The organism is Chryseolinea soli (assembly GCF_003589925.1).
GTDB classification, from domain to species: domain Bacteria; phylum Bacteroidota; class Bacteroidia; order Cytophagales; family Cyclobacteriaceae; genus Chryseolinea; species Chryseolinea soli.
In genome coordinates, this window is sequence record NZ_CP032382.1 from 692,666 (window position 1) to 719,291 (window position 26,626).

Annotated in this window: 20 protein-coding genes; 11 read left to right on the forward strand and 9 right to left on the reverse strand. The window is 50.7% G+C overall.

Annotated elements, in window-relative coordinates:
• Positions 1–38: 38 nt before the first annotated feature.
• A complete protein-coding gene (locus D4L85_RS02755; protein WP_119752884.1) occupies positions 39–437 on the forward strand; it encodes a DUF983 domain-containing protein in 399 nt (132 codons plus the stop codon).
• Positions 438–445: 8 nt separating this feature from the next.
• Here D4L85_RS02755 and D4L85_RS02760 read toward each other — a convergent pair whose 3' ends face one another.
• Both D4L85_RS02760 and D4L85_RS02765 read right to left on the reverse strand, forming a co-directional pair.
• Complete coding sequence (locus D4L85_RS02760; RefSeq protein WP_119752885.1) at positions 446–1,210, reverse strand: SDR family NAD(P)-dependent oxidoreductase; 765 nt, start codon at positions 1,208–1,210, stop codon at positions 446–448.
• A gap of 133 nt (positions 1,211–1,343) precedes the next feature.
• Complete coding sequence (locus tag D4L85_RS02765; RefSeq protein WP_119752886.1) at positions 1,344–1,700, reverse strand: hypothetical protein; 357 nt, start codon at positions 1,698–1,700, stop codon at positions 1,344–1,346.
• Positions 1,701–2,042: 342 nt separating this feature from the next.
• On the opposite strand from D4L85_RS02765, the gene D4L85_RS02770 reads away from it, so the two are divergent.
• Positions 2,043–3,290: a DUF748 domain-containing protein gene (locus tag D4L85_RS02770; RefSeq protein WP_119752887.1), complete on the forward strand. Its 1,248-nt coding sequence runs from the start codon at positions 2,043–2,045 to the stop codon at positions 3,288–3,290.
• A 48-nt stretch (positions 3,291–3,338) separates the two neighbouring features.
• Here D4L85_RS02770 and D4L85_RS02775 read toward each other — a convergent pair whose 3' ends face one another.
• Complete coding sequence (locus D4L85_RS02775) at positions 3,339–3,560, reverse strand: hypothetical protein (RefSeq protein WP_160143503.1); 222 nt, start codon at positions 3,558–3,560, stop codon at positions 3,339–3,341.
• Between the two features lie 402 nt (positions 3,561–3,962).
• On the opposite strand from D4L85_RS02775, the gene D4L85_RS02785 reads away from it, so the two are divergent.
• The 3 genes from D4L85_RS02785 (at position 3,963) to D4L85_RS02795 (ending at position 5,639) form a co-directional block, all read left to right on the forward strand.
• Positions 3,963–4,490: an inorganic diphosphatase gene (locus D4L85_RS02785; RefSeq protein WP_119752890.1), complete on the forward strand. Its 528-nt coding sequence runs from the start codon at positions 3,963–3,965 to the stop codon at positions 4,488–4,490.
• A gap of 186 nt (positions 4,491–4,676) precedes the next feature.
• On the forward strand, positions 4,677–5,006 hold the full coding sequence (locus D4L85_RS02790; RefSeq protein WP_119758629.1) for a DUF3175 domain-containing protein: 330 nt from the start codon (positions 4,677–4,679) through the stop codon (positions 5,004–5,006).
• Between the two features lie 60 nt (positions 5,007–5,066).
• Positions 5,067–5,639, forward strand: a complete 573-nt coding sequence (locus tag D4L85_RS02795) for a DUF4142 domain-containing protein (RefSeq protein WP_119752891.1) — start codon at positions 5,067–5,069, stop codon at positions 5,637–5,639.
• An 85-nt stretch (positions 5,640–5,724) separates the two neighbouring features.
• Here D4L85_RS02795 and D4L85_RS02800 read toward each other — a convergent pair whose 3' ends face one another.
• The 3 genes from D4L85_RS02800 to D4L85_RS02810 all read right to left on the reverse strand — a co-directional run bounded on the left by D4L85_RS02800 (position 5,725) and on the right by D4L85_RS02810 (position 12,988).
• On the reverse strand, positions 5,725–8,133 hold the full coding sequence (locus tag D4L85_RS02800; protein ID WP_119752892.1) for an ABC transporter permease: 2,409 nt from the start codon (positions 8,131–8,133) through the stop codon (positions 5,725–5,727).
• 49 nt (positions 8,134–8,182) lie between these two features.
• Positions 8,183–10,543 (reverse strand): ABC transporter permease, encoded by a 2,361-nt coding sequence (locus tag D4L85_RS02805; protein ID WP_119752893.1) that lies wholly within the window; start codon positions 10,541–10,543, stop codon positions 8,183–8,185.
• Between the two features lie 72 nt (positions 10,544–10,615).
• Positions 10,616–12,988, reverse strand: coding sequence for an ABC transporter permease (locus D4L85_RS02810; protein WP_119752894.1), 2,373 nt, complete (start codon positions 12,986–12,988; stop codon positions 10,616–10,618).
• 223 nt (positions 12,989–13,211) lie between these two features.
• On the opposite strand from D4L85_RS02810, the gene D4L85_RS02815 reads away from it, so the two are divergent.
• Positions 13,212–14,585 (forward strand): sigma-54-dependent transcriptional regulator, encoded by a 1,374-nt coding sequence (locus tag D4L85_RS02815; RefSeq protein ID WP_119752895.1) that lies wholly within the window; start codon positions 13,212–13,214, stop codon positions 14,583–14,585.
• Positions 14,575–15,930 carry a sensor histidine kinase gene (locus D4L85_RS02820; protein ID WP_119752896.1) on the forward strand — a complete coding sequence of 452 codons (1,356 nt, stop codon included), beginning with the start codon at positions 14,575–14,577 and terminating at the stop codon, positions 15,928–15,930. Before D4L85_RS02815 ends, D4L85_RS02820 begins: the two co-directional genes overlap by 11 nt.
• A gap of 2 nt (positions 15,931–15,932) precedes the next feature.
• Here D4L85_RS02820 and D4L85_RS02825 read toward each other — a convergent pair whose 3' ends face one another.
• Positions 15,933–16,373 carry a lipocalin-like domain-containing protein gene (locus D4L85_RS02825; RefSeq protein WP_160143504.1) on the reverse strand — a complete coding sequence of 147 codons (441 nt, stop codon included), beginning with the start codon at positions 16,371–16,373 and terminating at the stop codon, positions 15,933–15,935.
• 5 nt (positions 16,374–16,378) lie between these two features.
• On the reverse strand, positions 16,379–22,606 hold the full coding sequence (locus D4L85_RS02830; protein WP_160143505.1) for a type I polyketide synthase: 6,228 nt from the start codon (positions 22,604–22,606) through the stop codon (positions 16,379–16,381).
• A gap of 238 nt (positions 22,607–22,844) precedes the next feature.
• On the opposite strand from D4L85_RS02830, the gene D4L85_RS02840 reads away from it, so the two are divergent.
• Positions 22,845–23,483 (forward strand): 4'-phosphopantetheinyl transferase family protein, encoded by a 639-nt coding sequence (locus D4L85_RS02840; RefSeq protein ID WP_119752900.1) that lies wholly within the window; start codon positions 22,845–22,847, stop codon positions 23,481–23,483.
• A 166-nt stretch (positions 23,484–23,649) separates the two neighbouring features.
• Positions 23,650–24,036, forward strand: coding sequence for a hypothetical protein (locus D4L85_RS02845; RefSeq protein ID WP_119752901.1), 387 nt, complete (start codon positions 23,650–23,652; stop codon positions 24,034–24,036).
• A 216-nt stretch (positions 24,037–24,252) separates the two neighbouring features.
• Here D4L85_RS02845 and D4L85_RS02850 read toward each other — a convergent pair whose 3' ends face one another.
• The gene (locus tag D4L85_RS02850; RefSeq protein WP_119752902.1) at positions 24,253–24,456 is read right to left on the reverse strand and encodes a hypothetical protein; all 204 of its coding nucleotides are present in this window, start codon (positions 24,454–24,456) and stop codon (positions 24,253–24,255) included.
• A gap of 279 nt (positions 24,457–24,735) precedes the next feature.
• Between D4L85_RS02850 and D4L85_RS02855 the strand changes: the two genes are divergently transcribed.
• Together D4L85_RS02855 and D4L85_RS02860 are read left to right on the forward strand one after the other, a co-directional pair.
• Positions 24,736–25,305 (forward strand): RNA polymerase sigma-70 factor, encoded by a 570-nt coding sequence (locus D4L85_RS02855; protein ID WP_119752903.1) that lies wholly within the window; start codon positions 24,736–24,738, stop codon positions 25,303–25,305.
• A gap of 70 nt (positions 25,306–25,375) precedes the next feature.
• Entirely contained in the window at positions 25,376–26,473 is a 1,098-nt protein-coding gene (locus D4L85_RS02860; RefSeq protein WP_119752904.1) for a FecR family protein, read from the forward strand.
• Positions 26,474–26,626: the final 153 nt, after the last annotated feature.

The following is a 26,626-nucleotide window of genomic DNA, read 5'->3' on the forward strand; positions in this document are numbered from 1 at the left end:
CCGGATACGTTTATTTGATAGATCAAACAAAAAACGCCATGGACCTCAGCCGTTCTACATTCTACAGCATGCTGGCCATCCGATGCCCGCGTTGCCACGAGGGCAAGATGTTTCCCTCCGACACCCTCTATCATCCCACCAAGTTCACCACCATGAACAAGACCTGCGCTTGCTGCGGACAATCGTTCGAGCCGGAACCCGGGTATTATTACGGGGCCATGTTCGTGAGCTATGCGATCAACACCGCCCTTTTTGTTGCCGTATGGGTAGCCCTCTCGGTTTTGGTTAGCGAGATCAGCACCACCCTCATGGTCGTCACCTTGCTGGCCGTGGTGTTCGGGTTCCTGCCCATCACCTTCCGGTTATCGCGGGTGTTGTGGATCAATATCTTTGTTCACTACGAAGGCGTCTGCAACGAGATCCCCCGTCGCAGTTGACCAAGCGGTTATAAGAACATCCCACCTGAAGCTTCGATGCGTTGTGCGTTGATCCAGCGTGCCTCTTCCGTGCAAAGGAAGGCCACCACACCACCGATGTCGTCGGGCACGCCGGTTCTTCCCAGCGCGGTGTTGGCTTCGATATGTTTTATGACCTGGGGTGCATGTTCAAAGGTGGCTTTCGTAAAATCCGTTTGAATAATGCCCGGCGCTACAACATTGGCCGTGATGCCCCGGGATCCCACTTCCTTTGCCAGGTAGCGCGTGAACACTTCAACGCCACCCTTCATGGAAGCATAGGCGGCATAACCCGGTGTGGTGAAACGCGCCAGTCCCGTGGAAAGGTTTATGATGCGGCCGTTGTCGTTTAAATGCGGCAGCGCTTTTTGCGTGAGGAAAAAAACGCCTTTGAGATGGATGTTCATCAATTCATCAAACATTTGTTCCTCTGTTGCCGCGATCGAAGCGTGAATGCCAATGCCCGCATTGTTAATAAGAAAGTCAAACTTTTCGGTGCCGAAGCTTTCCTTCAGTTGAGCAGACAGGCGTTTAAAGAAATCATCGAAGGTCTTGCTGTCGCCCACATTCAATTGGAGTGCGGCAGCATTTCTTCCCAGTGCTTTGATATCGGCCACCACATTTTCGGCTTCCTGTCTATTGTTGTTGTAGGTGATGAGCACGTCGTTTCCTTTTTCGGCCAGTTTTATAGCCATGTTCTTTCCCAATCCCCGGTTACCGCCGGTGACCAGGGCGATTTTGTTTTTTGATTCCATAAGCAAATTCATTTTTTAGTGCTACAAAGCTGGCGGATCCTGGTTTCTTCAGAATGGTGACAGCTTCAGTAAAAAATGGTGAGCACTTCAGTATTTGCACGTCCGTTTGCCTTCCTCCCCGTTTTTTTTCCGCTCATTGAACTTTACAACTCCGCATAAAGAAACCGATGCCTTCGTCTGTGATTGCGATCTTGTAGTTCACTCCCACATAATCCGACTTCTTCCAATCGTCTACATAGCCCATGAGCCTTTCAACGTTAACCTCAAAATTATCCAGGGCCGTTTCTTCGCCCGTAAAACTGTAGCCCTCAAAGACACGGATGTAATTCGCCGTTAACAAAAAACTCATTGAACCAATCAAGGCATTCACCAGCTGATCCTCATTCTTTCCCCCGATAGCTTTTTTCACCATCGACAAGATCTCCACGATAGACAGCGAATGACCTTGTACTGCATCCAGCACAAGGCAGTGCATCTTTTTTTGTTCCATACAATTTGTTTTAAATATTCCAGGACGAAACCTTCTATAGGTGCATCGTCGATTGACAAGGCAGGCGTGTTGAAGAAAGAGGGCGAGACGATTCCACAGGGCGCTGTTCAAATCTATATAGAAAATTCGGAACAATGAAGGCCCGGTTTATTGCCAGAGATGCGATGACCTGGAAGGCGTCAAGAGACCTCGGAGCAAATCTTGTAGATAAAATTCCGCAGTGACCACGGGATACCCTTTGGCATGAATTTTCCACTGTCTTATCAAAAGGTAAATCCGTTTCGACCACGATCAATCGCAGGTCTGGCCATTAGCGCGGGTTAAGCCTCCAAAGAGAATTTTATGACCACGGCGAAAACTAAACATAAAAAAAGAACAGGTGTTATCATCACCATCAGTCTTGTAGTGCTGTTGGTGACCGGCCGGCTCCTATTGCCTTACATTGTTTTAAATTATCTCAATAAAACCCTGGCCAACATGAAAGGCTACCGGGGTCATATTGAAGACGTGGACATCGCACTGATACGGGGCGCTTACAAAATCGATAGCATTTATCTCCACAAAGTTGACACCGCAAAAGATAAAGAGACGCCGTTCTTTGCCGCTTCCAGCGTAGACCTTTCCGTAGAGTGGAAGGCCCTCTTTCACGGATCCATCGTTGGTGAAATGATTTTTGAACGGCCCATGATCCGCTTCACAAAAGACAAAGTTGAACCCAAACAAGTGCGCAACGATTCGACGGGGTTTAAAAACCTTTTGGACGATTTCATGCCGCTAAAAGTGAACCGGGTCGAGATCAACGACGGCGAGATCCAGTACAAGGATGAATTCTCAAAACCGAAAGTGGACCTCGCGCTAACCCACACCTATGCCCAGGCACTCAATCTCCGGAACAGCTACGACTCCGCCGCCCTCTTGCCTGCCTCTCTCACGATTCGGGCAGACCTCTATGAAGGCAAGCTCTCCCTGAATGCAAAACTGAACCCACTCGCCGACGATCCCACCTTCGACATGAATGCCGACCTGAAGCACACCAACCTGGTGAAGTTGAACGAGTTCTTCCAGGCCTACGCCAAGGTGGACGTGAACAAAGGCGACTTTGGCCTATATGCCGAAGTGGCCGCTAAGAAAGGAAACTTCGCCGGTTATGTGAAGCCGCTCATCCAAGACCTGGACGTGCTCGGTAAGGAAGACCGAAAAGACAATGTGTTTCAAAAAATGTGGGAAGGATTTGTTGGAACCGTTGGTGAGGTCTTTCGAAATCAGCCAAAAGACCAGGTAGCCACTAAGGTTGAATTTAAAGGAAGCCTCAAGAATCCGGATACCAACGTCTGGAGCGCGATCTATAACGTGTTGGAAAACGCCTTTATTCAGGCCCTTCAACCGTCCATCGATCACGAGATCAACATTGCTTCTGTAGACACAAAGAAAGAAGAAAAGAAAAATTTCCTGCAGAAGATTTTTGACAAGAAAGACGATAAGGATAAAGAAAAAGGCAAAGCCGAAAAAAAGAAAGAAAAGGAGAAAAAGAAGAAAGAAAAGGAGAAGAAGAAAAACAACAACAAAGAAGAGTCCAGCAACAACGTTTAGTCGCTCAAACCTATACCCGGGTAAAATTGATCTTGCCACCTCCCATCATCATTGTTCATTGCTGATGGATGAATACAACAGCCGGATGCGGTCGATGTATTGCAGGGCATTGAGCGAGTTGATTTTGGTTGGATATTCGTTGGTGCCCGGTCGGACAACAATAAAATTCTCGTCTGCGATCCAGGCACAACGTTCTTTGTTGTAGCGCTGGGCTGAACTGTCGCGAAGGTTGCTCCGCAAGATGTTCAATATAATTCTATAGTCTATCATAAGGATCTCATTTAAAAATACGAACGATTAATCAACCTAAAGATTCGTACCAAAACAGAAGACATAGATTTCACATCCATTTTTGCCAGATCGGAAAATGTTATGTGGATTCTTTTTCCCCGTCATGCGATTATTTCTACACCCTTTTGGCGTGAGAAAATGTCCACACTTCGCTCCGTATGCATTGGCATGAGATTGAAAGCCACGGGGATTTGCATATCTTTAATTCACTTAACCCGGAGCCCTATGAATAACTTATTGAGAGGACTTATTGCCGGCTATGGCGCAAAAAAACTCGGCGGCGGATGCCTGGGGACCATCATCGTTTTTATCCTGATCTGGGTTGCGTTAGGACAGTGCCAATAATGAAAGACCATCCCCAGTTGACTCATCATCGCGTCTATGAACCTATCCCGTATACCCACCTTTGTTAATCAGCATATCCATGTGGTGATCGAAACTCCCAAGGGTAGTCGCTTCAAATATGCTTACGAGGAAAATGTTGATCTCCTGGTGGTTCGTCACGAACTGCCCGAGGGATTCACCTTTCCGATCAACTTCGGTTTTATCCCCCATACGCTGGCCGGTGATGGAGATCCATTGGACGTGTTGGTCATGAGCGAAACGCCGGCCATTAGCGGATGCCTGATGGAGTGCCGTGTCGTTGGAGCCGTCACTGCCCGGCAGCGCGATCGAAATAAATGGGTGCGCAACGATCGGGTGTGGGCTGTGCCGGTAGCCAGCCGGTCGTATGAGAATATTCAGTCGTTGAGCGATATCAGCAAAACATTTCTCACCCAGGTCGAACAATTTTTTGTTGCGTATAATGCTGCCCGTGGCAAAACCTATCAATCGTTGAAGCGGTTGAGTCCGGTGCAGGCGTTGGCATTGATCCGAAAAAGTCAAGTTCCACTCCCGCCACATACATAAGGGCAACTGTGTAGCCACACCGAAACTGTGGAATTCTTTCCCTCTTTTGCTGACTTGAATACTCAAAGTCGCAAAACAGGTTCGTTCCATCCAATAAAAAAGCTGCGTTACATTCCAGAACGACACGGGCACGAACTGGCATTTTTTTCGCGTCTTCGCAAAAGAAACAACATCTCCGGAACGGCTATGCTGACCAAAAGAAAAAACACCACCCCATCCCCGCACCACCGACCACGCAAACCCCGCAAGTGGTCCGCGCAGGTAACCCAAACCAGCGATGCCATGGACCTCCGGAAAAATGTTTTTCGTTTGTCGGACCCTAAACGGATCGCCCGGTCGGTGAAGCGGTCGGCCCAGCAAAGCAAACGCAGGAAAGGCACGCCCTATCAATCCGCGATGTCGATGTTGAACTTCTACATCAACCGGGCAGGAAAAAATCTAACCCCCGCTAAAAAAGCAAAACTCGAAAAAGCCAAGGACGAGTTGAGAGCGCTTTTCCATCGAACCGGGGATTAATATTGGCTCGAATAAAAACGGGTGGTATCCTTTCAAATCATCACCTTAAATTCAACGGATATGAAAATCAACATAGTGTTCGTGATGTTCCTTACCCTGGTGGTTGTAGCTAGCATCAACTCCTGTAAGAAATCCCCGCCCGATAGTAAGGACGTGGCGGAAGCGCAAAACAAAGCCGTGTTCGATACCACCAGCGTGGAAGATGATGTGCAGTTTGCCATTGCCGCCGCCGACGGCGGCTTGCTGGAAATTCAATTGGGAAACCTGGCCCTTACCAACGCGTCGTCTGCCGAGGTGAAAAAATTCGGCCAAAGCATGATCGACGACCACAGCGGGGCCAACAAGGAACTGTCGGCCCTGGCTTCGCAAAAAAATATTACGCTTCCGCAATCGCTAAGTGAGAAAAATCAGAAACGTTATGACGAACTTCAGCAAATGAAGGGCAAGGAGTTCGACGAAGCCTATGCCGACTTCATGGTGAAAGACCATAAGCAAGACATTGACGAATTCAAAAAAGAAGCAGAAAAAGGAAACGACAAAGACTTGCAATCCTGGGCCCAGGGAAAGGTGCCTGTGTTGGAGCACCATTTGAGTATGGCGCAACAAACACAGGAATCGCTGAAGAACCAGTAGTCTCTCAAAAAAAACGATTTCATCACAGGGTGAAAACGGGTCGCGAAAACTCTTTAAGATCGACGCGCGGCACAAGCGTTAGGCATCACTCTTCTTTCAAGGATTGGGTTGGACTGACACGTGAAGCCCGGATGGCCTGACTCCCCACGGTCAACCACGTAATGATCAGTGCACCCATGCCCGGGATCAAAAAGTACCAGGCATTCAGAGCGATCTTATAGGCAAAGCTTTGCAACCATACGGTGACTATAAAATAGCTCACGGGCACAGCGATCACGACTGCCGCCAGCACAATTTTTGTAAAGTCGCCCGACAACAAATAGACGATACCCATTTCGCTCGAGCCCAGGATCTTCCGGATGCCGATCTCTTTCAACCGGCGCTCGGCCGTGAAGGCGGCCAGGCCAAAGAGGCCCAGACAAGAAATGAGAATGGCCAACACCGCGAAGCAACGCGACAGCACAGAAACACGCTGCTCGGCGGCGTACAACGCCTGGTAGTCGTCGTCAAGAAATCTATAGTCGAACGCCAGGCCAGGGTTTTGTTCCTGATAGAGCTTTTGGATCTGCGGGAGTGTTTCGGCCTCCGTTCCTTTTTTCATTTTTACCATGATTCGGGGAACTCTTGGCTCCAGTTGGATCAGACACGGCTTCATCTCCTCGAAAAGGGATTCGAAATGAAAATTTTTCGTCACCCCGATAATCTGTTTCTCCTCACCCCAAACCCGAATGGTCTTTCCGATAGGGTCCTTCAGGTCCATCATGTCAATGGCGGCTTCGTTGAGAACGATCTTTTGCTTTTCGCCGCTGAGCTCTTTAGAATACGACCGGCCTTCTTTCATTTGAATGCCCAGCGTTTCAATAAAATCAAAACCCACCTCGAGGTTAGAAAAACTTTTTTTACTGTCCTCGTCACCCGGTTTCCAGTCCACGCCGCCAAGGCCGCCGTGATGGCCAACGACATCGTGATCAAAGTTAGCCGCATTCACCACGTTGGGGAGACTTCGCACGCGATTCAGGAATGACGCCACTGCATGGTCCAGCGTTCCTCCAATCTCAAAAAACATCGGGTCGCCGGTGTTCTTCACCTGGATCTCGAAGTGTATAACGTTATCGCGGTCGTAGCCCAGATTTTTCGACTGCACATAGTCGATCTGTTTGTACACCACCAGCACCGTCACAATGAGAATCACCGACGCCGTGAATTGAAACACCACCAGTCCCTGGCGTGCCCAACGTTCGCCCAGCGAGCTGTTCAATTTTCCCTTCAGCACGGCAGCAGGCTTGAATCCTGAAAGGTATAAGGCCGGATAGCTGCCGGCAATCAGCCCGGTGATGAAGGTGATGCTCAACACCGTCAGCATAAAGCTGGGCGTTAATTGCAGGATAAGGTGTTTGCCGGTGATGACGTTGAATTGCGGCAGGCCGATGTCGACCAAGAGTATCGATAGCGCCAGCGACAAAAATGTCATGAACATCGATTCGCTGAGGTATTGCAATACCAGCGTGTAGCGGCTCGCGCCAACGGCCTTCTTGATGCCGATCTCCTTGATACGCCGTGAAGCCTTCGCCGTGGAAAGATTCATGAAATTGATACAGGCAATCACCAGAATAAAAATGGCAATGACGGAAAGCAACCGGACGTATTCGATGCGCCCTCCGACAGGCACTCCGTTTTCATAGCGTCCATGTAAATAGCGGTCGGAGTAGCGTTGCAGCAGCAACGTATTCTTCGTCTCTTTATTTTTCGTTTTGATAAACCCGGCAATTTTTGCGCTGAACGCCTTGGGGTCGGTGCCCTTCTTCAATAACACGAACGTGCTGGGATCGCTGTTCGTCCAATATTGCAATCCCTCCCGGTTCGAGAAGAACAATTCGTAGTTGAATAAAATATCGAATTGATCGGTCGCGTTAGCCGGTCGGTCTTCAAAAACGCCAACGATGTGAACGGGCTCTTTGAACTGATCTCCGGTCCAATCCACGATCTTGCCTATCGCATTCGCCGGTGATTGAAAAAGCTTCATGGCCAATTGCTCGGAAATGGCCATCCCGTATTTATCGACAAACAAAAGATTCTGGTCACCTTCTTTAAAAGGAACCGTGAACATCTTGAAGTAGTCTTTGCTCACGTACTGGCTGCCGGCCTTTACACTGTTGCCTTCAAAAGAAACGATGCCCTTCGCCGAAAACCAATCGGCAGGAACAACCGAGGCGGCATATTCCACTTCGGGCATCTCATCGGCCAAGGCGCGGGCCAGGAGTCCTTGTGTGCCTTCCCCGGTTCCGATGTTACCCTCGTTGTAGAAATTCTGCAGCACCTGGTAAAGGTGCTCGTCGTGTTCGTTGAATTTGTCTACGTGCCACTCGTCATTTACCCAAAGATAGATGAATAGCGAGCACGACAGGCCTGCGGACAATCCAATAAGGTTGATGAAAAAAGTGCTTTTGAAACGCTTGAAGTTCCGGTAGAGTAAGAGGAAGGCATGCCTTATCATAATGTCGTCTGTTTTTGTCGAAAGCCAGTTAAGTTAGGATGGTCACTGTCTATTGTTCCTTCAGACACTTGACCGGATTGACCCGGGCCGCTTTGAAAGCCTGCACGCTCACCGTAAGCCAGGCGATGCACAAAGCGATGAGGCCTGCCGCCACAAAGTACCACCACTCCAAGGGCGTTTTGTAGGCAAAGCCTTCCAACCAATAGTGCGATAAGAAATAGCTCAACGGCAAGGCCACGAGGATGGAGATCAGCACCGTTTTGGTGAAGTCACCCGACAACAGGAACACGATGCGAAACACACTTGACCCCAAGACTTTCCGGATGCCAATTTCCTTCAAACGGCGCTCGGCCGTGAACGACACCAAACCAAAAAGCCCCAGGCATGAAATGAGCACCGCCAAACCGGCAAAATAGCGCGACAACACGGCCACGCGGCGTTCAGCGGCATAGAGTGCCTGTTGGTTCTCATCCAAAAAGCTGTATTCGAAAATAAACCCCGGATTGACTTTGCGAAAGGTATCTTCAATGCGCTTTATGGTTTCGTGTTGCGGTCCCCGTGCCAGTTTGATCACGATGTGCCAGGTGTTGCCCGCATACATTCGCAAGAACAAGGGCTTCACCTTTTGATGCAACGACTCGAAATTAAAATCCTTTACCACGCCGATGATCTCCATATTATCGCCCCATAACTTCACCACCTTCCCAATCGGATCCTCCATGCCCATAAAGCGGATGGCGGCTTCGTTGAAAATGATTCGCGCCGTATCGGAAAAATCTTTGGAAAAAGCCCGGCCCTCTTTCAATTCTATGCCCATCGTTTCCATCAGGTCATGATTAACGCTCATGTTCTCGAACTCGGTTTTATCTTTCAAATCTTTTCCGGGCCACTCTACGCCGGAGGTGCCGCTGTTGTGCCCCATAAGATTGTGACCGAGGCTCGACGCGTTCACCACGCCGGGGATCGCTTTTATTTCCGACAGAAAAGTTTCCAGAGAGGCGTCGGTCCAAATATTTCCTTCGCGACGCACAAAAATCACGTTCTCTTTGTCATATCCAAGATCGCGCGATTGCACGAATTCGATTTGTTTATAGACCACCACCACCGAAACAATAAAGATGATGGAGATTGTAAACTGAAAGATCACCAATCCTTTCCGCGCCCATTGCTCGCCCCATGAAGCGCTGAATTGACCTTTCAGTACCGTGGCCGGGTTGAACCCCGAAAGGTATACCGCAGGATAACTCCCCGCCAGCAAACCCGTGATCGTCGTGATCGCCATCAACTGCAATCCCGTGACGGCATCGAGGTGAAGCGCAATGTGTTTACTCGTGATCTCATTGAATTTCGGCAACAACAGATCCGCGATGAGAATGGCCAGCACCAGGGAGAGCAAGCTCATGAATAACGATTCGCCGAGGTATTGAATAACAAGTGTTTTGCGTCCAGCGCCAACGGCTTTTTTGATACCCACCTCCTTCATGCGTCGTGAAGCTTTGGCGGTAGACAAGTTCATAAAATTGATGGAGGCGATGACCAGGATAAAGGCTGCAATGATGGAAAACAGTTTTACGTAGGTGATCCTTCCACCCGTTTCAACGCCATTCTCATAGTTACCATGCAGGTAGTTTCTCGAAAAAAGTTTCAGGAATGGCGTGCGGTAGCGATCTTCATCTTTTGTTTTAATGCTGATATAGCTGGCAAACTTTGCATTGAAAGCCGCCACGTCCGCGCCCGGTTTGAGCAACACAAAAGCATAGGTTCCCGTGTTGCCCCAATCCAGAAGCCATTCCTTTCCGTCCTTGAACTTTTCGAAGGAGCCTAAAAAATCCATCTGCAAAGACGATTGCTGGGGCACTTTCTTAAACACACCCGAAATCACGTACGAATCGTGATGATCATATTCAACGGTCCGGCCCACCACATTATCGGTCGTGTTGAAAAGTTTTAGGGCCAACTCGTCACTGATCACCAGGGAACTCTTGTCGAGCAGGACCTGGTTGACGTCGCCTTGCAATAGGGAAAAGGAGAACATTTTAAAAAAATCTTTTCCGACGAAGCGACCTTCCGCCTTCATATTCTTATCGCCTATCGTGAGCGTGGCACCTTGACCCGAAGACGTGTTCATGGCATACTCCACCTCGGGCATTTCTCCTGACAGTGTTTCGCCTAAAAGACCCGACGTCGTGTAGGCTGTCCAGATGCCACTAGGCCTCATGCGATTCTCGATCACCTGGTACAACCGATCCTTTTTCTCGTGAAATTGATCGAACGCCAATTCGTCGTTCACCCAAAAATAAATGAGCAACGAGCACGCCAGGCCGGCAGTGAGTCCGGCGAGGTTGATAAAAAAGGTCGTTTTGAACCGAAGAAAATTGCGGAAGAGCAAAAGGAGATTATGCTTTATCATAGTGATTCGGTCTGATTAATTTTATTTAGCAATTATTTGATTCAGGGTGCTTATTGTACCCGGGATTAACGGTCATTGCTCCTTCAAACATTTCGATGGATTGATCCGGGCCGCCTTAAACGCCTGCGTGCTTACCGTCAGCCAGGCGATCATCAAAGACAGACCGCCCGCACCGACAAAGTACCAGACGGACAGATCGATCTTGAACACAAACGTATCGAGCCAGTAGCGCACGATGAAATAGCTTACGGGCAAACCGATCGCGATCGACACCAACACGATGCGGGTGAAATCTTTTGTCAACAGGTAGACAATGCCCGCTTCGCTGGAGCCCAACACCTTGCGAATACCCATCTCTTTCAAACGGCGCTCGGCGGTGAAAGCCGCCAGTCCAAACAGGCCCAGGCATGAAATGATGATGGCGAGCGCCGCGAAATAGCGCGACAAAATTGCTACGCGTTTTTCCGCCACGTATTGCGCCTGGTAGTCCTGGTCAAGGAATTTATAGTCGAAAGTGAAGCCGGGATTGAAGGTCGTGTAGAATCGACCGAGGCGCTCCAATGTTTCTTTTGTCTTGCCCCCTTCGATCTTCACCATCACGTGCAGGGTTTCGTCGGGAACGTATCGAAAGAAAAGTGGCTTCACATTTTCGTGCAGTGATTGAAAGTGGAAATTCTTGACCACACCGATGATCTGCATTTTTTTGCCCCACATCGTGATCTCTTTTCCCACGGGGTCTTTCAGGCCCATCACGTCGATGGCCGCTTCGTTGAAGATGATCTTCGATTGCTCGTCGCCAAAGCGGTTGGAGAACGTGCGCCCGGCAAGCATCTGCACACCCAAGGTCTCGATCATCTCGTAGTTGACGCCGACATTTTCAAAGGGTATGATGTCCGAGGGATTTTTTCCCTCCCACTCCATCCCGGTCGTGCTGTTTTCAGCTCGCACCATCGCATGAGCGCTGCTGGACGCATTGATCACTCCCGGCATCCGTCTCACCTCTGCCAGGAACGTTTCCAGGCTTTCGCCCACTTTTCCACTGGGCTTGAAGTAGACGATGTTGTCTTTGTCGAAGCCTATATTTTTGTTTTGAACGTACTCGATTTGTTTGTACACCACCATCACCGAAACAATGAAGACGATGGACAGCGCAAATTGAAACACCACCAGTCCCTTTCGCGCCCACATTTCGTTGGCCGAGTTGACGAACCGCCCCTTCAATACCAACGCGGGGTTGAATCCCGAAAGGTACAGGGCAGGATAACTGCCCGCGAGCAACCCGGTCGCTGTGGCAATCCCAACCAAAGCCAGCGCAAAGCGACCGGTAAAGTTCAGCGTCAACTGTTTGCCGGTGACGTCATTGAACAGCGGAAGTAAAAGATCTACCAGCAACACGGCCACGGCCAACGACAAGAACGCCATCAACAGCGATTCCACGAGGTGCTGCGCAACCAACGTTCTCCTTCCCGCACCGATCGCTTTTTTGATGCCCACTTCTTTGATGCGGGTCGTGGCTTTGGCCGTCGACAAGTTCATGAAGTTGATGCAGGCGATGATGAGAATGAAAATGGCAATCAGGGAGAACAACCGGACGTATTCAATCCTACCGCCGGCTTGCACGCCGTTCTCGTAGTGCCCATGCAGATAGCGGTCGGAGTAGCGCTGCAAAAACAAGGTCACGTGCGACGAGGGATCTTTTCGTTTTATAAAATCCGCGATCTTCGCGTCGACGTCGGCTGGACGCACACCCTCTTTCAATACGGCATAGGTGTTTGTTCCAAAATTTCCATACGTCAACGCATCCTTCCCCACAATTTCCTTATATACTTCGAACGACAAAGCAAAGTCAAACCGGTCGGAAGCCGAGGCGGGAAGCTCTTTAAAGATACCCGTGATCACAAATTGTTTCTTGATGTTCAACACCTCCCACGACACCACCTTTCCCACGACATTGCGGGTGGTATTGAAAAATTTCTTTGCCAGGGTTTCCGAAATGACGATCGAACCTTTGTCGGTCAGCACGTTGGCAGGATCGCCCTGCAGGAAAGTATAGGAGAACACTTTGAAATAATCCTCACTGATCATCTGACCCACGGCACTCACGTGCTTGTCTTCCACGGAAACCGAAAACTCGTAGGGCTCATTGAAACCAACCGAGGTGGCCACATTTTCAAATTCCGGAACCTCCGCGATCAATGCCTCGCGAAGTATCGCCGGCGTGGAGGGAGACGTGTCGATGCCCTCGGTTAACTTTTTATAGGTCATCACCGAAAAGAGACGCGCATCGTTTTTGTGAAATGTATCGACAGACAGTTCATCGTTCACCCAAAGAAAGATCAACACCGCGCAAGTCAACCCGGTGGACAATCCGATCAGGTTAATGAGAAACGTACTCTTGAAGCGTTTAAAATTCCGAAAGACGAGGAGTAAATAGTGTAGTATCATGATGCTCGATCCAGTTAAATTAGGTTGCTCGCTCCTTCCTATGGCAGGGCTTGTGCCACAATGCGAAAGCCCATTTCCAGGCTGGAAAGCCATTTTTTTGACGTTCCCCATCCAAAACTGCCCATCCGTAGAAAAGTCACTGTCCAATATTGGGCACTTTTTATGGTTTTTCGATGGCCGATGGATAGCTTTAAATTCTCTTTTATAAATGTAGCGTCAGAAAATGAGTAAACCCCTGGGCCGTATTTTGTTGGTAGACGATGATGAGTTTGTGCTGCTTTCGGTGAAAATGTTGCTGGAGCCGCACTTCGCCGTGGTGAAGACCGTGAACAACCCCGAGCGCATCCCCGCATTAATTGACCACGAGGGATTTGATGTCGTGGTGCTCGACATGAATTTCAGAAGCGGCGACACAACCGGCAACCAGGGACGTTTCTGGCTCAAGAAAATCCTCAGCCGGCACCCCGACACGCAAGTGATCCTCCTTACCGCCTATGGCGATATTCAGCTTGCCGTGGATTCTATCAAGGAAGGCGCGCTGGATTTTATTGTCAAACCTTGGCAAAATGAAAAACTGCTCACCACCGTGAAAACCGCCAACCTCGTGAGCCAGGAAAAAAATAAAGTAAAACAGCTGCGCTCACAGCAACGCTCGCTGGTGTCGGCGCTACGTCAAAAGAACGAGCCACTGGTGGGCACATCTTCCGGCATCATGGCCATTCGCAAGACGATCGAGAAAGTGGCACCCACCGAGGCGGAAGTGCTCATCCTAGGCCAGAACGGCACGGGGAAAGAAGTGATCGCCCGCGAGATCCATGAGAAGTCTCAGCGCGCCGAAGGCATCTTCATGACGGTGGATGTGGGGGCCTTGAGTGAAAATCTCTTTGAAAGCGAAATGTTCGGTCATCGCAAGGGTGCATTCACCGACGCCAAAGAAGATCGCGTCGGCCGGTTCGAAGCGGCGGCCGGGGGCACGTTGTTGCTGGACGAGATCGGGAACCTTCCCTTGTCGCTTCAGGCCAAACTGCTCACGGTGCTGCAAAGCAAAAAAGTGACCCGCCTGGGAACGCACGATCCCATCGACCTGGACGTTCGCATCATTTGTGCCACCAATTGCAACCTGCATGCGATGGTAGAGGCGGGAAAATTCAGGGAGGATCTTTTGTACCGCATCAACACCGTAGAGCTCACCGTCCCAACCCTGCACGACCGGCCTGAAGATATTCCCCTGCTGGCGCAACACTTCCTGAAAAAATTCGCATCAAAATATCAAAAGCCTTATCTTAAAATTTCAGCAGAGGCCCTGTCACAACTGGGTGGCTACCGGTGGCCCGGAAACATTCGCGAACTTCAACATGCCGTGGAGCGGGCCGTCATCATGTGTGAAGGCGAAGCATTGATGCCCGACGATTTCGGATCGGTGCAGCAAACCCCGTCGGGTGAATTCAGGTTCGACCACCTCAACCTCGAGCAACTGGAAGCGTGGGCCATTCGCAAGGTCATTGCCAAACACCAGGGAAACATCAGTCACGCCGCAGAAGAACTAGGGCTTTCACGCGGGGCGCTTTACCGGAGAATGGAAACGTATGGTATTTAAAAATTTCCGCATCAACGTTATTTTCAGAGTGCTCTTGCTGGTGGTGAGCATCGGGTTGCTGGCGTGGTGCGTGGTGCATGAGCGATACCTCCGCAGCGTTTACCTAGCCGCCGCTGTCTGCATCGTGGTGGGGGAATTCATTTGGTATGTCGACCGTTTCAACCGCGATATGAAGGTGTTTATGGTGAGCCTGATGCAGAAGGATTTCACAACGCATTTTCAATCAACAGGAAGAGGCAAACGTTTGGATGAGCTTTACACTATATTGAACGCTATCTCCGAAGCCTTTAAAAAGATCAGCACGGAAAAAGAAACGCAGTATCGCTATTTGGAAATGCTGGTGGAACACGTCCGCGTGAGCATTCTCAGCATCGACGAAGAGGGGAAGATCCACCTGGCGAACCCGTCGTTAAAAAATATGCTTCAGAAAAGCATTCTTCCCAACCTGAAAGCACTGGAAGTATTCGGCGAACATTTTGTCAAGACTTTGCGGGAGATACGCTCGGGGGAAACGCGGTTGGAAAAACTCCGTGTACAAAACGACGTATTGCAGTTGTCTATCCATGCCTCCGAGTTCAAACTGCAGGGCCGCTACTATAAACTGATCTCCATGCAAGACATCCGCAGCGAACTCGATGCGCGCGAAGTGGAAGCGTGGCAGAAACTGATCCGGGTGCTGGGTCACGAGATCATGAACTCCGTGTCGCCCATCACGTCCCTGAGCGCCACCCTCCACGGTATGGTTACCGCAAACCAACCTGCGTTTGGCGACGATCACACATCGCTTTATGGCTCCCTCGACAAAGGATTGGAGGCCATCAAAATACGAAGCGAAGGCCTTTACAATTTCACACAGACGTATCGAAAACTGACCGGTATCCCCAAACACGCGCCTCGAAAAACGAATCTGAAAGACATCGTTGAACGCGTACACCTGTTGCTACAAACCAAGCTTCAGGAACATAACATTGTCCTGCAAACCTCTGCCGTTGACTTAACCATTTTCGCAGACCCGGAAATGATGGAGCATGTGCTGATCAACCTTATTCTTAATGCGGTTGACGCTTTGGCGTCCACACCCGGTCCACGCATTGAAATCAACACGTCACGCCACCCGAACGGGAGCACCATCATTCACATTCTCGACAACGGCGAGGGTATGGATGAACTCACCCTGGAAAAGATCTTTATTCCTTTTTACACCACGCGCAAGCATGGCTCCGGCATCGGGCTGGCCATCACCAAACAAATCCTTCAACTGCATCAAGCCGACATCCGTGTGACCAGCGAGCCTGGAAAAGGAACCGAATTCATGATCGCGTTGAACGCAACACCTGCCACCTAGAGTCAGACCACTCGCTCCCAGGTTACGGTGAACACCGTTTCGCCGGTTTGGGTTGGTACAGGTGGCGTGCTCACCTGCAGGACGTTGCCGGTGAGCACGGCATAGCGCAGTTGCTCCATACCCATCCAATTCGGAAATAAACTCCCCTCTACAAAGTGAATGATCTCTCCGGGAGCGCGTTCATAGTACTTTCCAAAATAGGCGAGGTAACTGTGAAAGGCATGTTTCGATTCTTCCGCCGTGCCACTGTTGATGGAGTCGGAGGCAAAAGGCACACGGCCCGCTTTCATCAATTGGGCGTTCATGTTCCCCGCTGTGTCGTACATCAAAATGCCGGTGGCATCTTTCCCGAAATAATCGATCAATTCATTTTTTTCATTCACATAGGTCCAGGAAACCAATTTCCATGTGCCCACGACTTTATCTTTTACGGAGGCTTTCATAGGCATCAAGAAGGTTGGTTAACGGACAATACCGCCTCCTCATCGCCAATGGCATCCAGGATCGTCGCCGTCACAAACGCCGCTTCATGTTCAATGTAACGGTGTCCGCCGGGACGGGAAACCAGTTGGAAAGATTTTGTGGTCTCGTTCTGCCACTGTTCCACCTGCTGACGGGTGACGCGTGCATCTTCTTTGCCATGGAATCCAACAATAGAAACCGGGATCGGTTCTTCCGCCGTGTATTGATAGTTGTTCAACAACTCCAGGTCGGCACGCAATATGCGCATGAGGATCTGTTGAAGTTCGGCGTCCTTGCTGTTCTCGATCGACACATGGGGGAACATGGCCGTCAGGTCTTCGTCGGAAAGTTGATGGTCAACTTGCCCTTTGTCATAAGAGAACAGGCTTGGGGTGGACGACACGAATAGCTTGTCCGGCAAGGCCTTGTTCATGCGCCGCAGGGAACGGATCACTTCGAACGCGATGAGACCTCCCATACTGTGACCAAAGAATGAGAATGGTTTATCCATTTTGTCGAGCAATATGGGCATCATGTCTTTCAACAGGTCTTCCAGTTTGCGATACGGCTGTTCGGCCCAACGTGTGCCACGACCCGGAAGCTCCACCAACACAACCTCCACGCCATCGCCCAGGCGATTTTCCCAATCATGATAGAGGGAAGCATTTCCGCCGGCGTCGTGAAAACAGAAGAGTCGGCGTATGGCCTTGTCGTTTACTTTTGTGGTCACAAACCAACGGTTGTCCACGGTAGCTTCGGCGGCGGCGTCCTGTTTTTCCAGGGCAATGATAAGTCTTTGTTCTGCCGTTTGCGGGCGAAGATTATCAAAGAGATAGACCGCATATTCGCGAATGCTGGGATGCGACCAGAACATCGCCACGGAAAGCTTCAGGTCGACACTTTTCTCTAATAGATTCCGCAGCTGAATGGCCATGAGCGAATCCACACCCAAACCCTTAAAGGTCATGGAAGCGTTGATGCGTGCAACCGGCATTTTGATGATCTTGCTGACATGGCGGGTGATGAGTTGTTCCAACGCCTCTTTGCGTTCACGGGCGTCTGTCAGGCCGGCAAAGGTATCCAGGAAGCTGACCTCTTTTTCATCCGCGGTCGTTTTGTCGATCGTCAACAAGCCTTTGAAATAATGCGTACGGGACATGGCCGAATAATAAGAGCCCATTTGCGTCGCGTCAATTTTCATGATGCCGATCTGCGTGAAGTCTTGCATGGCGATGGTATCGTATACGTCCATCGCCTCTTTCATCACGATGGGTTCGAAGCCTTCGGCACGTGCATATTTTTCCAACTCGCTTTCATTGGCAACCATGCCCACGTCTTTGATCACGCCCCAGTTGATGCTTTGCGCCGTGAGTCCTTTTTGTTTACGGCGATGGGCCAGCACATCCAGGAAACTGTTGGCCGCCACGTAGCTGGCTTGTCCGCTGAGCCCGATTAGCGAAGAGGCTGATGAGAACAGGACGAAACAATCCAGGGTGAGGTGTTGGGTGAGCAGGTGGAGATTCCAGGCTCCTTTCAATTTCGGCGCCAGCGTTTCCATGAATTCAATCTCCGAGATCTTGTCGATGGACTTTGCTTCGATCACACCGGCGGCGTGGATCACCCCTTTCAAGGGTGGCATAGAGCTTTGAATTTTTTCCAACACGTTTTGCAATTGGTCTGCATGGCTCGCATCGGCCTGGAAGGTCGTGAAGCGACATCCTTGCGACTCATACGCCAGGATCTTTGTCAGGACACTATCGGGGGCTTTACCCGTGCGGCTCAGGAGTGCGAAGTTGCGGGCACCACGACGGATCATCCATTCGATGAAAACAAATCCCAGGCCTCTGAAACCGGTCACCAGGTAGGTGGCCTGATCCGAATAGCGGGCTTGCAACGCCTTGGCTGCTGTTTCCGTATTGGACAATGCTTTCAACCGGGGTGTGAATTGCATCCGGCCGCGCAACGTGATCTCGCGATCGGCGACGTCGGATTCCTGGATCATTTGAACAACCTGATCCAACTCTTCCATCATGGGATTGAAGCTAAGGTCGTAGCGCTTGGCTTCATACTGGGGTAACTCATTGCTCACCACGCGCAGCAGTCCCGACAACGCTGCATGAACTACCTGGGGCTGATGTTTGTCAGATCCGACGACTTGCATACCGTTGGTGACTACTGCCAGCTTCGGCGCCTTTGATGTTTGACGCGCCATCACTTCCTGGAGGGCATACAACACGCTGATGCTGCCATATACTTGTTCCCCTTCCATTTCATTGGACGTCAGCTCCCGCTCGCTGGAGGGGTAGTAGAGTCCGCCCATGTGCAACACGCCATCCAAAACCGGCACATGGTGCGCCAGGTCTTTGGCCAGTCGTGCATAACCGTCCTTGTCTGCATAGTCGAGTTTGTATTGCAGCAGGCCGGAACCATCCTCCACTCTGCCAAATTCCCGATCGGGTGTGACGTGGATAAACCGGATGCCGGCGGCTTCCATTTTCTCCAGGAGGATGCCACTCAGTCCATAAACATCGCCGAACAACAGCCACGTTTGCAGTTCTGATTTGACGTTGTTCTTTTCTGCCACAGCACGCTCGTTCCACTCGACATCATACAACCAACTCTTGATCTTTTCACTTTCGCGACGGATGAGGTCGGCGTCAAGGATCTTGCCTTGCAATCCCGAAACTTTCAACACCACGTTGTCGTGGGCGCCGAAAATGATGAGGTCGGCTTTCACGGTGATCGTTCCCCGTTCGCTGTCGGTGCGCGCCGGGTAGAGCCGGGCTTCACCGCGAACCGGTTGCGAATAGTCTATTTTTCCAAGCAACTGCACTTCGTCCACCGATGTGAGGAAGGTGGTTCGATCGGACGATGCGTCGGGTTGCTGCGCGATGGTGAGGAACAGCGGTTGGAAGCAAGCGTCGAGCAAAGCCGGGTGCAGTGCATAGCGGTTTGCGTTCTGACGAATGCTTTCTTCGGGCTGCACTTCAAAGGACACATACGTATTGGCACCACGGCGCTCCATCGACAAGGTTTGGAGTCCCTGAAAATGTTTTCCATACTGCAATCCAAGACCTTGCAACGATTGGTAATATTCCTTTGTATCGACAGAAGAAACCGCCGCCGATGTCGTGTTGATAAACCGATCGGTATGCGTGAGTGAACCGGTGTACATGGTCAGCACGCCTTCCGCCAACAATGTCCATCCTGACTTATCTTCTGCATTGCCGCGGGCGAAGAATTTAAAATCATTGCGACCGTTCTCGTTTTCCACCATGCGCAACTGCACGCGCTTGAGTTCACCCTCCGCCAGGTTGATAGATTGAATGAAGTTGAGCTTCCGGATGATCGGCACACCTGCCCCATGAATTTCCAGGGCTGCCTCCAGGATGATCTCCACGTAGCCGGCACCAGGAAATACAGGCGTTGCATTTACCTGGTGATCGGCGAGATAGGGATATTTACCGAGCCCGATCTGCGATTCCCAGTAGCGCACTTCATCCAGGCCGGCGAGTGTGAGGGATTGTCCCAGCAAAGGGAAACGCAGGCCGGTGCTTTTATCGCGTTGTTCGGCCGAGCGGTCTTCCAGCGCATAGGTCTCCCGTTGAAACGGATAAGCCGGAAGGGAAACGATGGGTGCCTTGGCGATACCGTAAAAATCTTTCCAGCACACATCGAACCCTTTGGCATAAAGATCTCCCAGGTTTTTGAGGAGTGATTCCTGTTCCGGCTTCTCGCGGAAAAGCGAGGGCACGGTGATGACTTTCATTTTCCCAGCTTCCGCACATTCGTTGACCGCATTGGTCAGCACGGGGTGCGGGCTCACTTCAATGAACACGACGTGCTGGCGGTCCATCAGTTGTTGCATGATGGTCGAGAACTGAACGGTGTTCCGGAGATTGCTCACCCAATATTCAGCATTCATCTCCCTGCCCTCCATTTGTCGTGCCTGTACCGTAGAGTACAATGCGATCTCGCCCTCGCGCGGCGTGATGCCTTGCAGGGCAAGACGAAGGTCTTCCTTCAAAGGATCCATCTGCTGGCTATGAGAGGCTACATCCACCTTAACCAACCGGCCGAAGAGACCTTTGCTTTCCAATTCTTGCAGGAGTTGATCGATCGCCTGTTTGTCTCCTGCGACTACCGTAGACTTCGGACTGTTGGATACGGCTACCGAAAGGCCGGGGTAGCGCTTGATCATTTCTGCAGCAGCGTTTTGATCCAGTTCAGTTACGGCCATGGCACCGCCTTGGCCGCTGACGCGCTTCATTAATTTGCTGCGTGTGCAAATGATGTTGGCTGCATCTTCCAGGCTGATGGTTCCTGCAATGTGCGCGGCCGCCACCTCCCCCATACTGTGACCAACCACAGCCTGCGGGCGAACGCCCCAAGCCATCCACAATTTGGCCAGCGCAATTTGAATCGCACAGATGGCCGGTTGAATGACGTTGATCTCGTTCCACCGACCGGTGTTGTCCGTTGATTGAAGTTGCTCCAGCAACGACCAGTCTGTATACGGACGATAGGCCTTGTCGCAGGCTTCGATGGCCTTGCGGAAAACCGTTTCCTTTTGCATCAGTTCTCTGCCCATGCCAAGCCATTGTGATCCCTGACCTGGAAATACAAAAACAACTTTCTCGCGCGCCGACAACGGTGCTGCCGGGGTCAATTCTTGTTCATCTTTCAGAAAATCTTCAAGGCTGTTCAACACCGCTTCTTTGTTGGTGCCCGTGTGCAGAACGCGGAAGTCGAAGCCCGGTTTCAGCAAAGCCGTAGCCACCGAAAGATTCGCGAATGCTTCTTCGTTACCCGCCTTGATGCGGTCGGCATATTCCTTTGCATAGGATTTCAATGCTTTTTGCGAGCGGGCCGACAACGGCAGCGCATAGCGGTTTGTGACACTGTGCGTGGGTGCCGACTGCACCACGATCGGCCTGTATTCTTCAATGACGGTATGCGCGTTGGTACCACCCCAACCAAAGGAGTTGATACCGGCTCTTAACTTTTCGCCGTGGCCGGTCGGCCATTGGCCCAGTTCATTTTGCACTTGAATTTTTAATTCTTCAAAAGCGATGGCTGGGTTGGGATTCTTAAAGTTGAGACTTGGGGGGAGCATTTTATGCCGGATCGCGAGCACTACCTTGATCAGGCCTGCCATGCCGGCCGCGGCTTCCAGGTGGCCGATGTTTGTTTTCACAGAGCCCACGCGAAGTTTGGTGGTGCGACCCTGGCCAAAAAATTCTCCCAGCGCGCGCGTCTCCGTGGGATCACCCAATTTGGTTCCTGTGCCGTGGGCTTCTACGTAATGCACGTCTTTGGGTGCAATGCCCGAGCCTGCATAGGCTTCGCGCAATACTTGCTTTTGGCCTTCCGTGCTGGTCGCGGGGAGGTTGACGTTGTAGCCGTTGTTGTTCATGGCCGAACCTTTGACAACGGCATAGATCGTGTCGCCATCGCGCTCGGCATCCGAGAGTCGTTTTAGAAAGAGTACGCCCGCGCCTTCGCCGCGCACGAAGCCATCGGCGGCCTCGTCGAAGGTGCTGCACTTTCCTTTTTTGGAGAGGCCTCCGAACTTGGCGAGCAGAACGTTTTGGTCGGGGTCGAGGATGTGGTTGATGCCCGCAGCAAACGACATCTCCGTGCTGCCGTCCCACAGACTTTGACACGCCAGGTGAAGCGCTACCAGCGACGAAGAGCAACCGGTATCCATCACCAGGCTGGGTCCCGTGAAGCCGAACGCGAACGATACGCGGTTAGCAATAATATTGGAGGATTGTCCCACCGCCGAGTGTGACGTGACGGGGGCATTCTTGTGTTTGCGCAAATGTTCGAAGTCGTTCCAGATGTTGCCGACATACACGCCCACCTTCTTTCCTTGCACGGACTGCATGGGAATGGTCGAGTTCTCGACAGCCTCCCAAACCAACTCCAGCATCAGCTTTTGGGAAGGGTTCATCTCGGCAGCTTCCGCGGGCGAGATGTTGAAGAAGAGCGGATCGAAGTCGTGGATATTCTCCAGCATGGAGGCGTGACGTTGGTGTGACTTGCCCTGTGCGAGCGGGTCGGAGTCGTAATAGTCATCGTTGTTCCAGCGCGACTTTGGTATTTCTGTAATGGTATCCCTACCTTCACTGAGCAGTTTCCAAAAAGCTTGCAAGGTTTCGGCTTGGGGAAAACGGCACGACATGCCGACGATGGCGATGGGTTCTTTCATAACTGGGGATTGTGGGTTGTTGTGAGGTGTCTTCATAAAAAATATTGCTATCGTGAAATAATAATCGAATGTAGTATGAAGTATTCCTGCATACTTTTGAACAACCGTTGAAACATTACCCAAAAACCTTTTTCGAAAATTGCGCGCGATCTAAGTAGTTTTTCGGATGTACTCCCCGGAATCAGGGGTATATCAATGACCATCCCAAACCATTGCATAACCCAACGCACCATTCTCTATGATCACCGGCGCACGCTATGACAAAAGAGGCTTTTCAGAAACACCAGGCCTTCAAACGCTTAAAAAGAAAATCGCGCCCGCGTTGTTGCCTGCTACGAAATACGTATTTGAAAGTGAGTTACTTAACAGTCTGATCGGAAGATGGCTGCTGCAGCGTCTACTGGAAAAAAAAGAAGTTTCCCTCGAAAAGTTACACCTTACTCCCGATGATCATGGCAAGCCCCGTCTCTCCTTGCCGTTGGATTTTTCTATCGCGCATTCGTTCGACGTGGTGATTTGTCTGGTTTCGGATGAGGGCCCTGTGGGCGTTGATGTTGAAAAGATACGCGATGTGCCGTTGGAGGAATATCAATCCAGCTTCACGGAGCATGAGTGGTCCTTCATTATGAAAGATCACAACAAGATCGAATCTTTCTTTTCCTTGTGGACAAAGAAAGAAAGCCTGCTCAAGATGCATGGTCTCGGGCTACAGGTTCCCCTGACACAGGTGACGGTGTTGGATACGGTAGGTGTTATCACAGCTAATGCTTCCATTCATACAGGCGTGTGGCATCGCCACGCTATCCCAGGATACAGCTGTCATGTTGCCGTTCCCGAAAATGCCTCATCGTTTGAAATCGATGTGGTGGTGTTTTGATCTCACCGCCGGGAGGCCGGCACCCTTTTCCCTGCACTCGTCCATCCCAGTCCAAGCATCAATTTTTTGAAGCATGCTTTTGATGTTTGTATTACATCGGCTATCTTCATTACTTTCTTTCATCATTTGGCCATTATGTTATTAGCCGCAACCCAAACCCAAAATTATGCAGTCATTATCCAAACAAAAGAATCTTGAAATCAGTTACGATCCAGAGCACAAGTATCTCTACTGTAACTGGCTTGGATTCCAGAACAAGGAGTCGATCATGAAATCCGGTTTCATCATCCTGGACTTGCTCAAGCAAAAGAAAGTAAGCAAGGTATTGAATGACAACTCGCAAGTGACCGGGCCTTGGCAAGAAGCGGCCGAATGGACGGCTACGGTGTGGTTCCCGCAAATGATCGAGAACGGTCTCAAACATTTTGCGTGGATCTTTTCTCCGAACATCTTCTCTGAACTATCGGCAAAGAAGGCCATGCCTTCCTCCGGTATTGTAAAATCTTTTAATTCTTATAATGACGCGTTGAGCTGGCTGGTGTTGCAGAAGTAAGCTGGCTACCGCTCGCCGTATATTTTATTTGTAAAGGCATAGCGAAACAAGGTTAACGCAAAAGTGTTTTTGCGTAACGTGATTTTTCTGTGCCTTTTTTGTGACCTTCTCTTTTCCAGTATTCATAAAAAAGCCCCGCGACGGAAAACCGTGCGGGGCTACCACGATGTTACATTCGTCCGGGTTAAGGATCGGAGTGCAACATACTGCTAAAGGCTAACGGATCATGTCTCTCCACTTGTTGATCAAGTGTTGTTTTTTCAACTTAAGCTTCGATTCATCCAAATACTCGACATGCTTGTCGGCGGTGATCTCCACTTTAAACACTTTGGCCGGCATTTGCGTGATCAGCTCAAGCACTTTGGCCTCTCTGCCGTCCAACAGCGTTATCAAGTCTCGTTTACGAATGAGTTGTTTCATTTGGGTTTCTTTTTAATTAGCGGCCGGTAGGGTTGGGCTTCTAATCAAAATCAGGCGTCCTTCTCACCTGTCACTACAAACAGGTTCAAAAATTGTACCGTGTACGGTTGATTGAGTCAAGGGTCGTTCATGGTCTAGGTTTTTGGGTTCAACGGTATAGCACGCCAGCTTTATTCAACCCCCAACCCAGACCAAAAGAAAACTGATTTTCCCAAATCTGAACTAATCTTATCCAGGATTGGGAAATTTGCCGGCTGTAAACGCTCAACCCGAACCCTCATGCAAGACTTCTCCGAAAAGAATTTTCAGGACCTGTTCCGGCAGCACCATCGGGAACTCTGCAACATGGCCTACAACCTGGTGAACGACCCAGACGCTGCCAAAGACATCGTACAGGAAGTTTTTGCAAAACTGTGGACCGGCCGCCACCACCTGGACCTGGATGGCCCCATTAAACACTATCTCTTTAAAGCCACCGCCCACACCGCCTATAACCACCTGCGATTCCAGAAAAAGATCCTTCGCCTGCGGGACCACGTGACCGACGACACCCTCCACGCCCACCCCGGGACCGACCGCGTGGAATTCACGGAACTGGAACACCACGTGCGCCTGGCCATCGACAATCTTCCACCCCAATGCAAGACCATCTATATGCTCAATCGCCAGGAGGGTATGAAATACCAGGAGATCGCCGACGTGCTGCGGCTTTCGCCAAAAACCGTGGAGAACCAAATGGGCATTGCCCTGGAAAAGCTTCGCGTGGCGCTGAAGCCGTTTATTACAGTGAAATCGTTTGTGGCACTGGCTTTGGCCGGATGGATAGTCTATTATTTACTATTACAATGATTATTTCTGGTCGCTTTGGGGGTTCCTGGCCTGTTGTGTGCTATGAGAGAAGACGTGCAGAAGATACTCTATGAAGGACCATCAGTCTCAGGAAGCAGCCATTATCGCTTATTTGTCCAACGAGCTGGATGAGGCCGGTCGCTTAGCGCTGGAATCCTGGCTGCAGGAATCGGATGAGCACCGCCGTATCTTCCAGGAAGCGAAGGCGCTTTGGAAAAACTCCGGAAAGAAACTTGTCCTCTATAATCCCGATACCGAGACCGAACTCACGCGCCTCCTGGAACGCATCAAAAAAGACGAAACGGACCGCACAAAAATCAGCCGCGCGTTTCCCGACCGGGCGTTGTTCCTGAAGGTTGCTGCTTGTCTGCTCATCGTCATGCTTTCGGTGTACGCTTATTTCACCCTGACGCCGGCTGCTGAATTCGAACGGACCACCGGCGATCAGGTCGCCAGCTTTTATCTCCCCGACAGCAGCAGAGTTTGGTTGAATACACATAGCCGGCTTTCCTACACAAAAGAATTTCACGGCAACCTCCGGCGGGTGACGCTGGAAGGCGAGGGTTATTTTCAAGTGACTCCCGATGCAAGCCGCCCCTTCGAGGTGGTCACCGGCGCCACCACCACGCGCGTCTTGGGAACATCCTTTAACGTGAAGGCGCAGGATACCCTCACAACACTTTCCGTTACGGAAGGGAAAGTAAAATTTGCTGCCACGGGAGAGCCGGAAAGCGAAGTGCTCGTCACCACCCACGAACACGCCACCTTCAGTACGCGACAGCGAACGGTAACAAAAACCGAAGTCACCGATATGGGTTTTTCGTCGTGGCGTAAAAAGAATAACCCCGTCTACGAAGAAGAGGCACGGAACGCCAAAACGTTTCTTCATCACCATCACACGTGGAAGAAAAATCCCATCCGTCAAACGGTCATCAACGGACGTCTCCGGAACACCGCTTCGCTGACTACTTATAAAAATGTCGTGTTGTTGGTTACGTATGGAAAATCTGCTGACGCCACTCGCGTCACGCGCTTCACGATTGTCGAGCCGATAAAACCGGGGCAGGAAGTGGCGTATCAGCGACGGCTGGTGGACACGTTCACCGAGACGGCGTTTGTCCGAATGGTGGTGGAGTCGGCGGAGGTGGTGCTGGACGATGCTCGCTAGTCCAAGGCACGCCCCATTTAGTTGCCAACGGAACTGTGAAAAATTTTACACATCCAGGTTTACCATGAATGTGTGAACGCTTAAAATAAACTTAAACTTCTGGGCATACTACCATAACCAGATTTTGAAAAACGCATCGGCAACATTCCAATC

Bases quoted from the DNA above. Each gene is read 5' to 3' on its own strand.
- D4L85_RS02860 (WP_119752904.1), top strand. From the start codon at position 25,376: ATGAAGGACCATCAGTCTCAGGAAGCAGCCATTATCGCTTATTTGTCC.
- D4L85_RS02785 (WP_119752890.1), top strand. From the start codon at position 3,963: ATGAACCTATCCCGTATACCCACCTTTGTTAATCAGCATATCCATGTG.
- D4L85_RS02765 (WP_119752886.1), bottom strand. From the start codon at position 1,700: ATGGAACAAAAAAAGATGCACTGCCTTGTGCTGGATGCAGTACAAGGT.
- D4L85_RS02810 (WP_119752894.1), bottom strand. From the start codon at position 12,988: ATGATACTACACTATTTACTCCTCGTCTTTCGGAATTTTAAACGCTTC.
- D4L85_RS02840 (WP_119752900.1), top strand. From the start codon at position 22,845: ATGATCACCGGCGCACGCTATGACAAAAGAGGCTTTTCAGAAACACCA.
- D4L85_RS02775 (WP_160143503.1), bottom strand. From the start codon at position 3,560: ATGATAGACTATAGAATTATATTGAACATCTTGCGGAGCAACCTTCGC.
- D4L85_RS02770 (WP_119752887.1), top strand. From the start codon at position 2,043: ATGACCACGGCGAAAACTAAACATAAAAAAAGAACAGGTGTTATCATC.
- D4L85_RS02825 (WP_160143504.1), bottom strand. From the start codon at position 16,373: ATGAAAGCCTCCGTAAAAGATAAAGTCGTGGGCACATGGAAATTGGTT.
- D4L85_RS02815 (WP_119752895.1), top strand. From the start codon at position 13,212: ATGAGTAAACCCCTGGGCCGTATTTTGTTGGTAGACGATGATGAGTTT.
- D4L85_RS02795 (WP_119752891.1), top strand. From the start codon at position 5,067: ATGAAAATCAACATAGTGTTCGTGATGTTCCTTACCCTGGTGGTTGTA.
- D4L85_RS02805 (WP_119752893.1), bottom strand. From the start codon at position 10,543: ATGATAAAGCATAATCTCCTTTTGCTCTTCCGCAATTTTCTTCGGTTC.
- D4L85_RS02800 (WP_119752892.1), bottom strand. From the start codon at position 8,133: ATGATAAGGCATGCCTTCCTCTTACTCTACCGGAACTTCAAGCGTTTC.
- D4L85_RS02855 (WP_119752903.1), top strand. From the start codon at position 24,736: ATGCAAGACTTCTCCGAAAAGAATTTTCAGGACCTGTTCCGGCAGCAC.
- D4L85_RS02760 (WP_119752885.1), bottom strand. From the start codon at position 1,210: ATGGAATCAAAAAACAAAATCGCCCTGGTCACCGGCGGTAACCGGGGA.
- D4L85_RS02830 (WP_160143505.1), bottom strand. From the start codon at position 22,606: ATGAAAGAACCCATCGCCATCGTCGGCATGTCGTGCCGTTTTCCCCAA.
- D4L85_RS02850 (WP_119752902.1), bottom strand. From the start codon at position 24,456: ATGAAACAACTCATTCGTAAACGAGACTTGATAACGCTGTTGGACGGC.
- D4L85_RS02820 (WP_119752896.1), top strand. From the start codon at position 14,575: ATGGTATTTAAAAATTTCCGCATCAACGTTATTTTCAGAGTGCTCTTG.
- D4L85_RS02755 (WP_119752884.1), top strand. From the start codon at position 39: ATGGACCTCAGCCGTTCTACATTCTACAGCATGCTGGCCATCCGATGC.
- D4L85_RS02790 (WP_119758629.1), top strand. From the start codon at position 4,677: ATGCTGACCAAAAGAAAAAACACCACCCCATCCCCGCACCACCGACCA.
- D4L85_RS02845 (WP_119752901.1), top strand. From the start codon at position 23,650: ATGCAGTCATTATCCAAACAAAAGAATCTTGAAATCAGTTACGATCCA.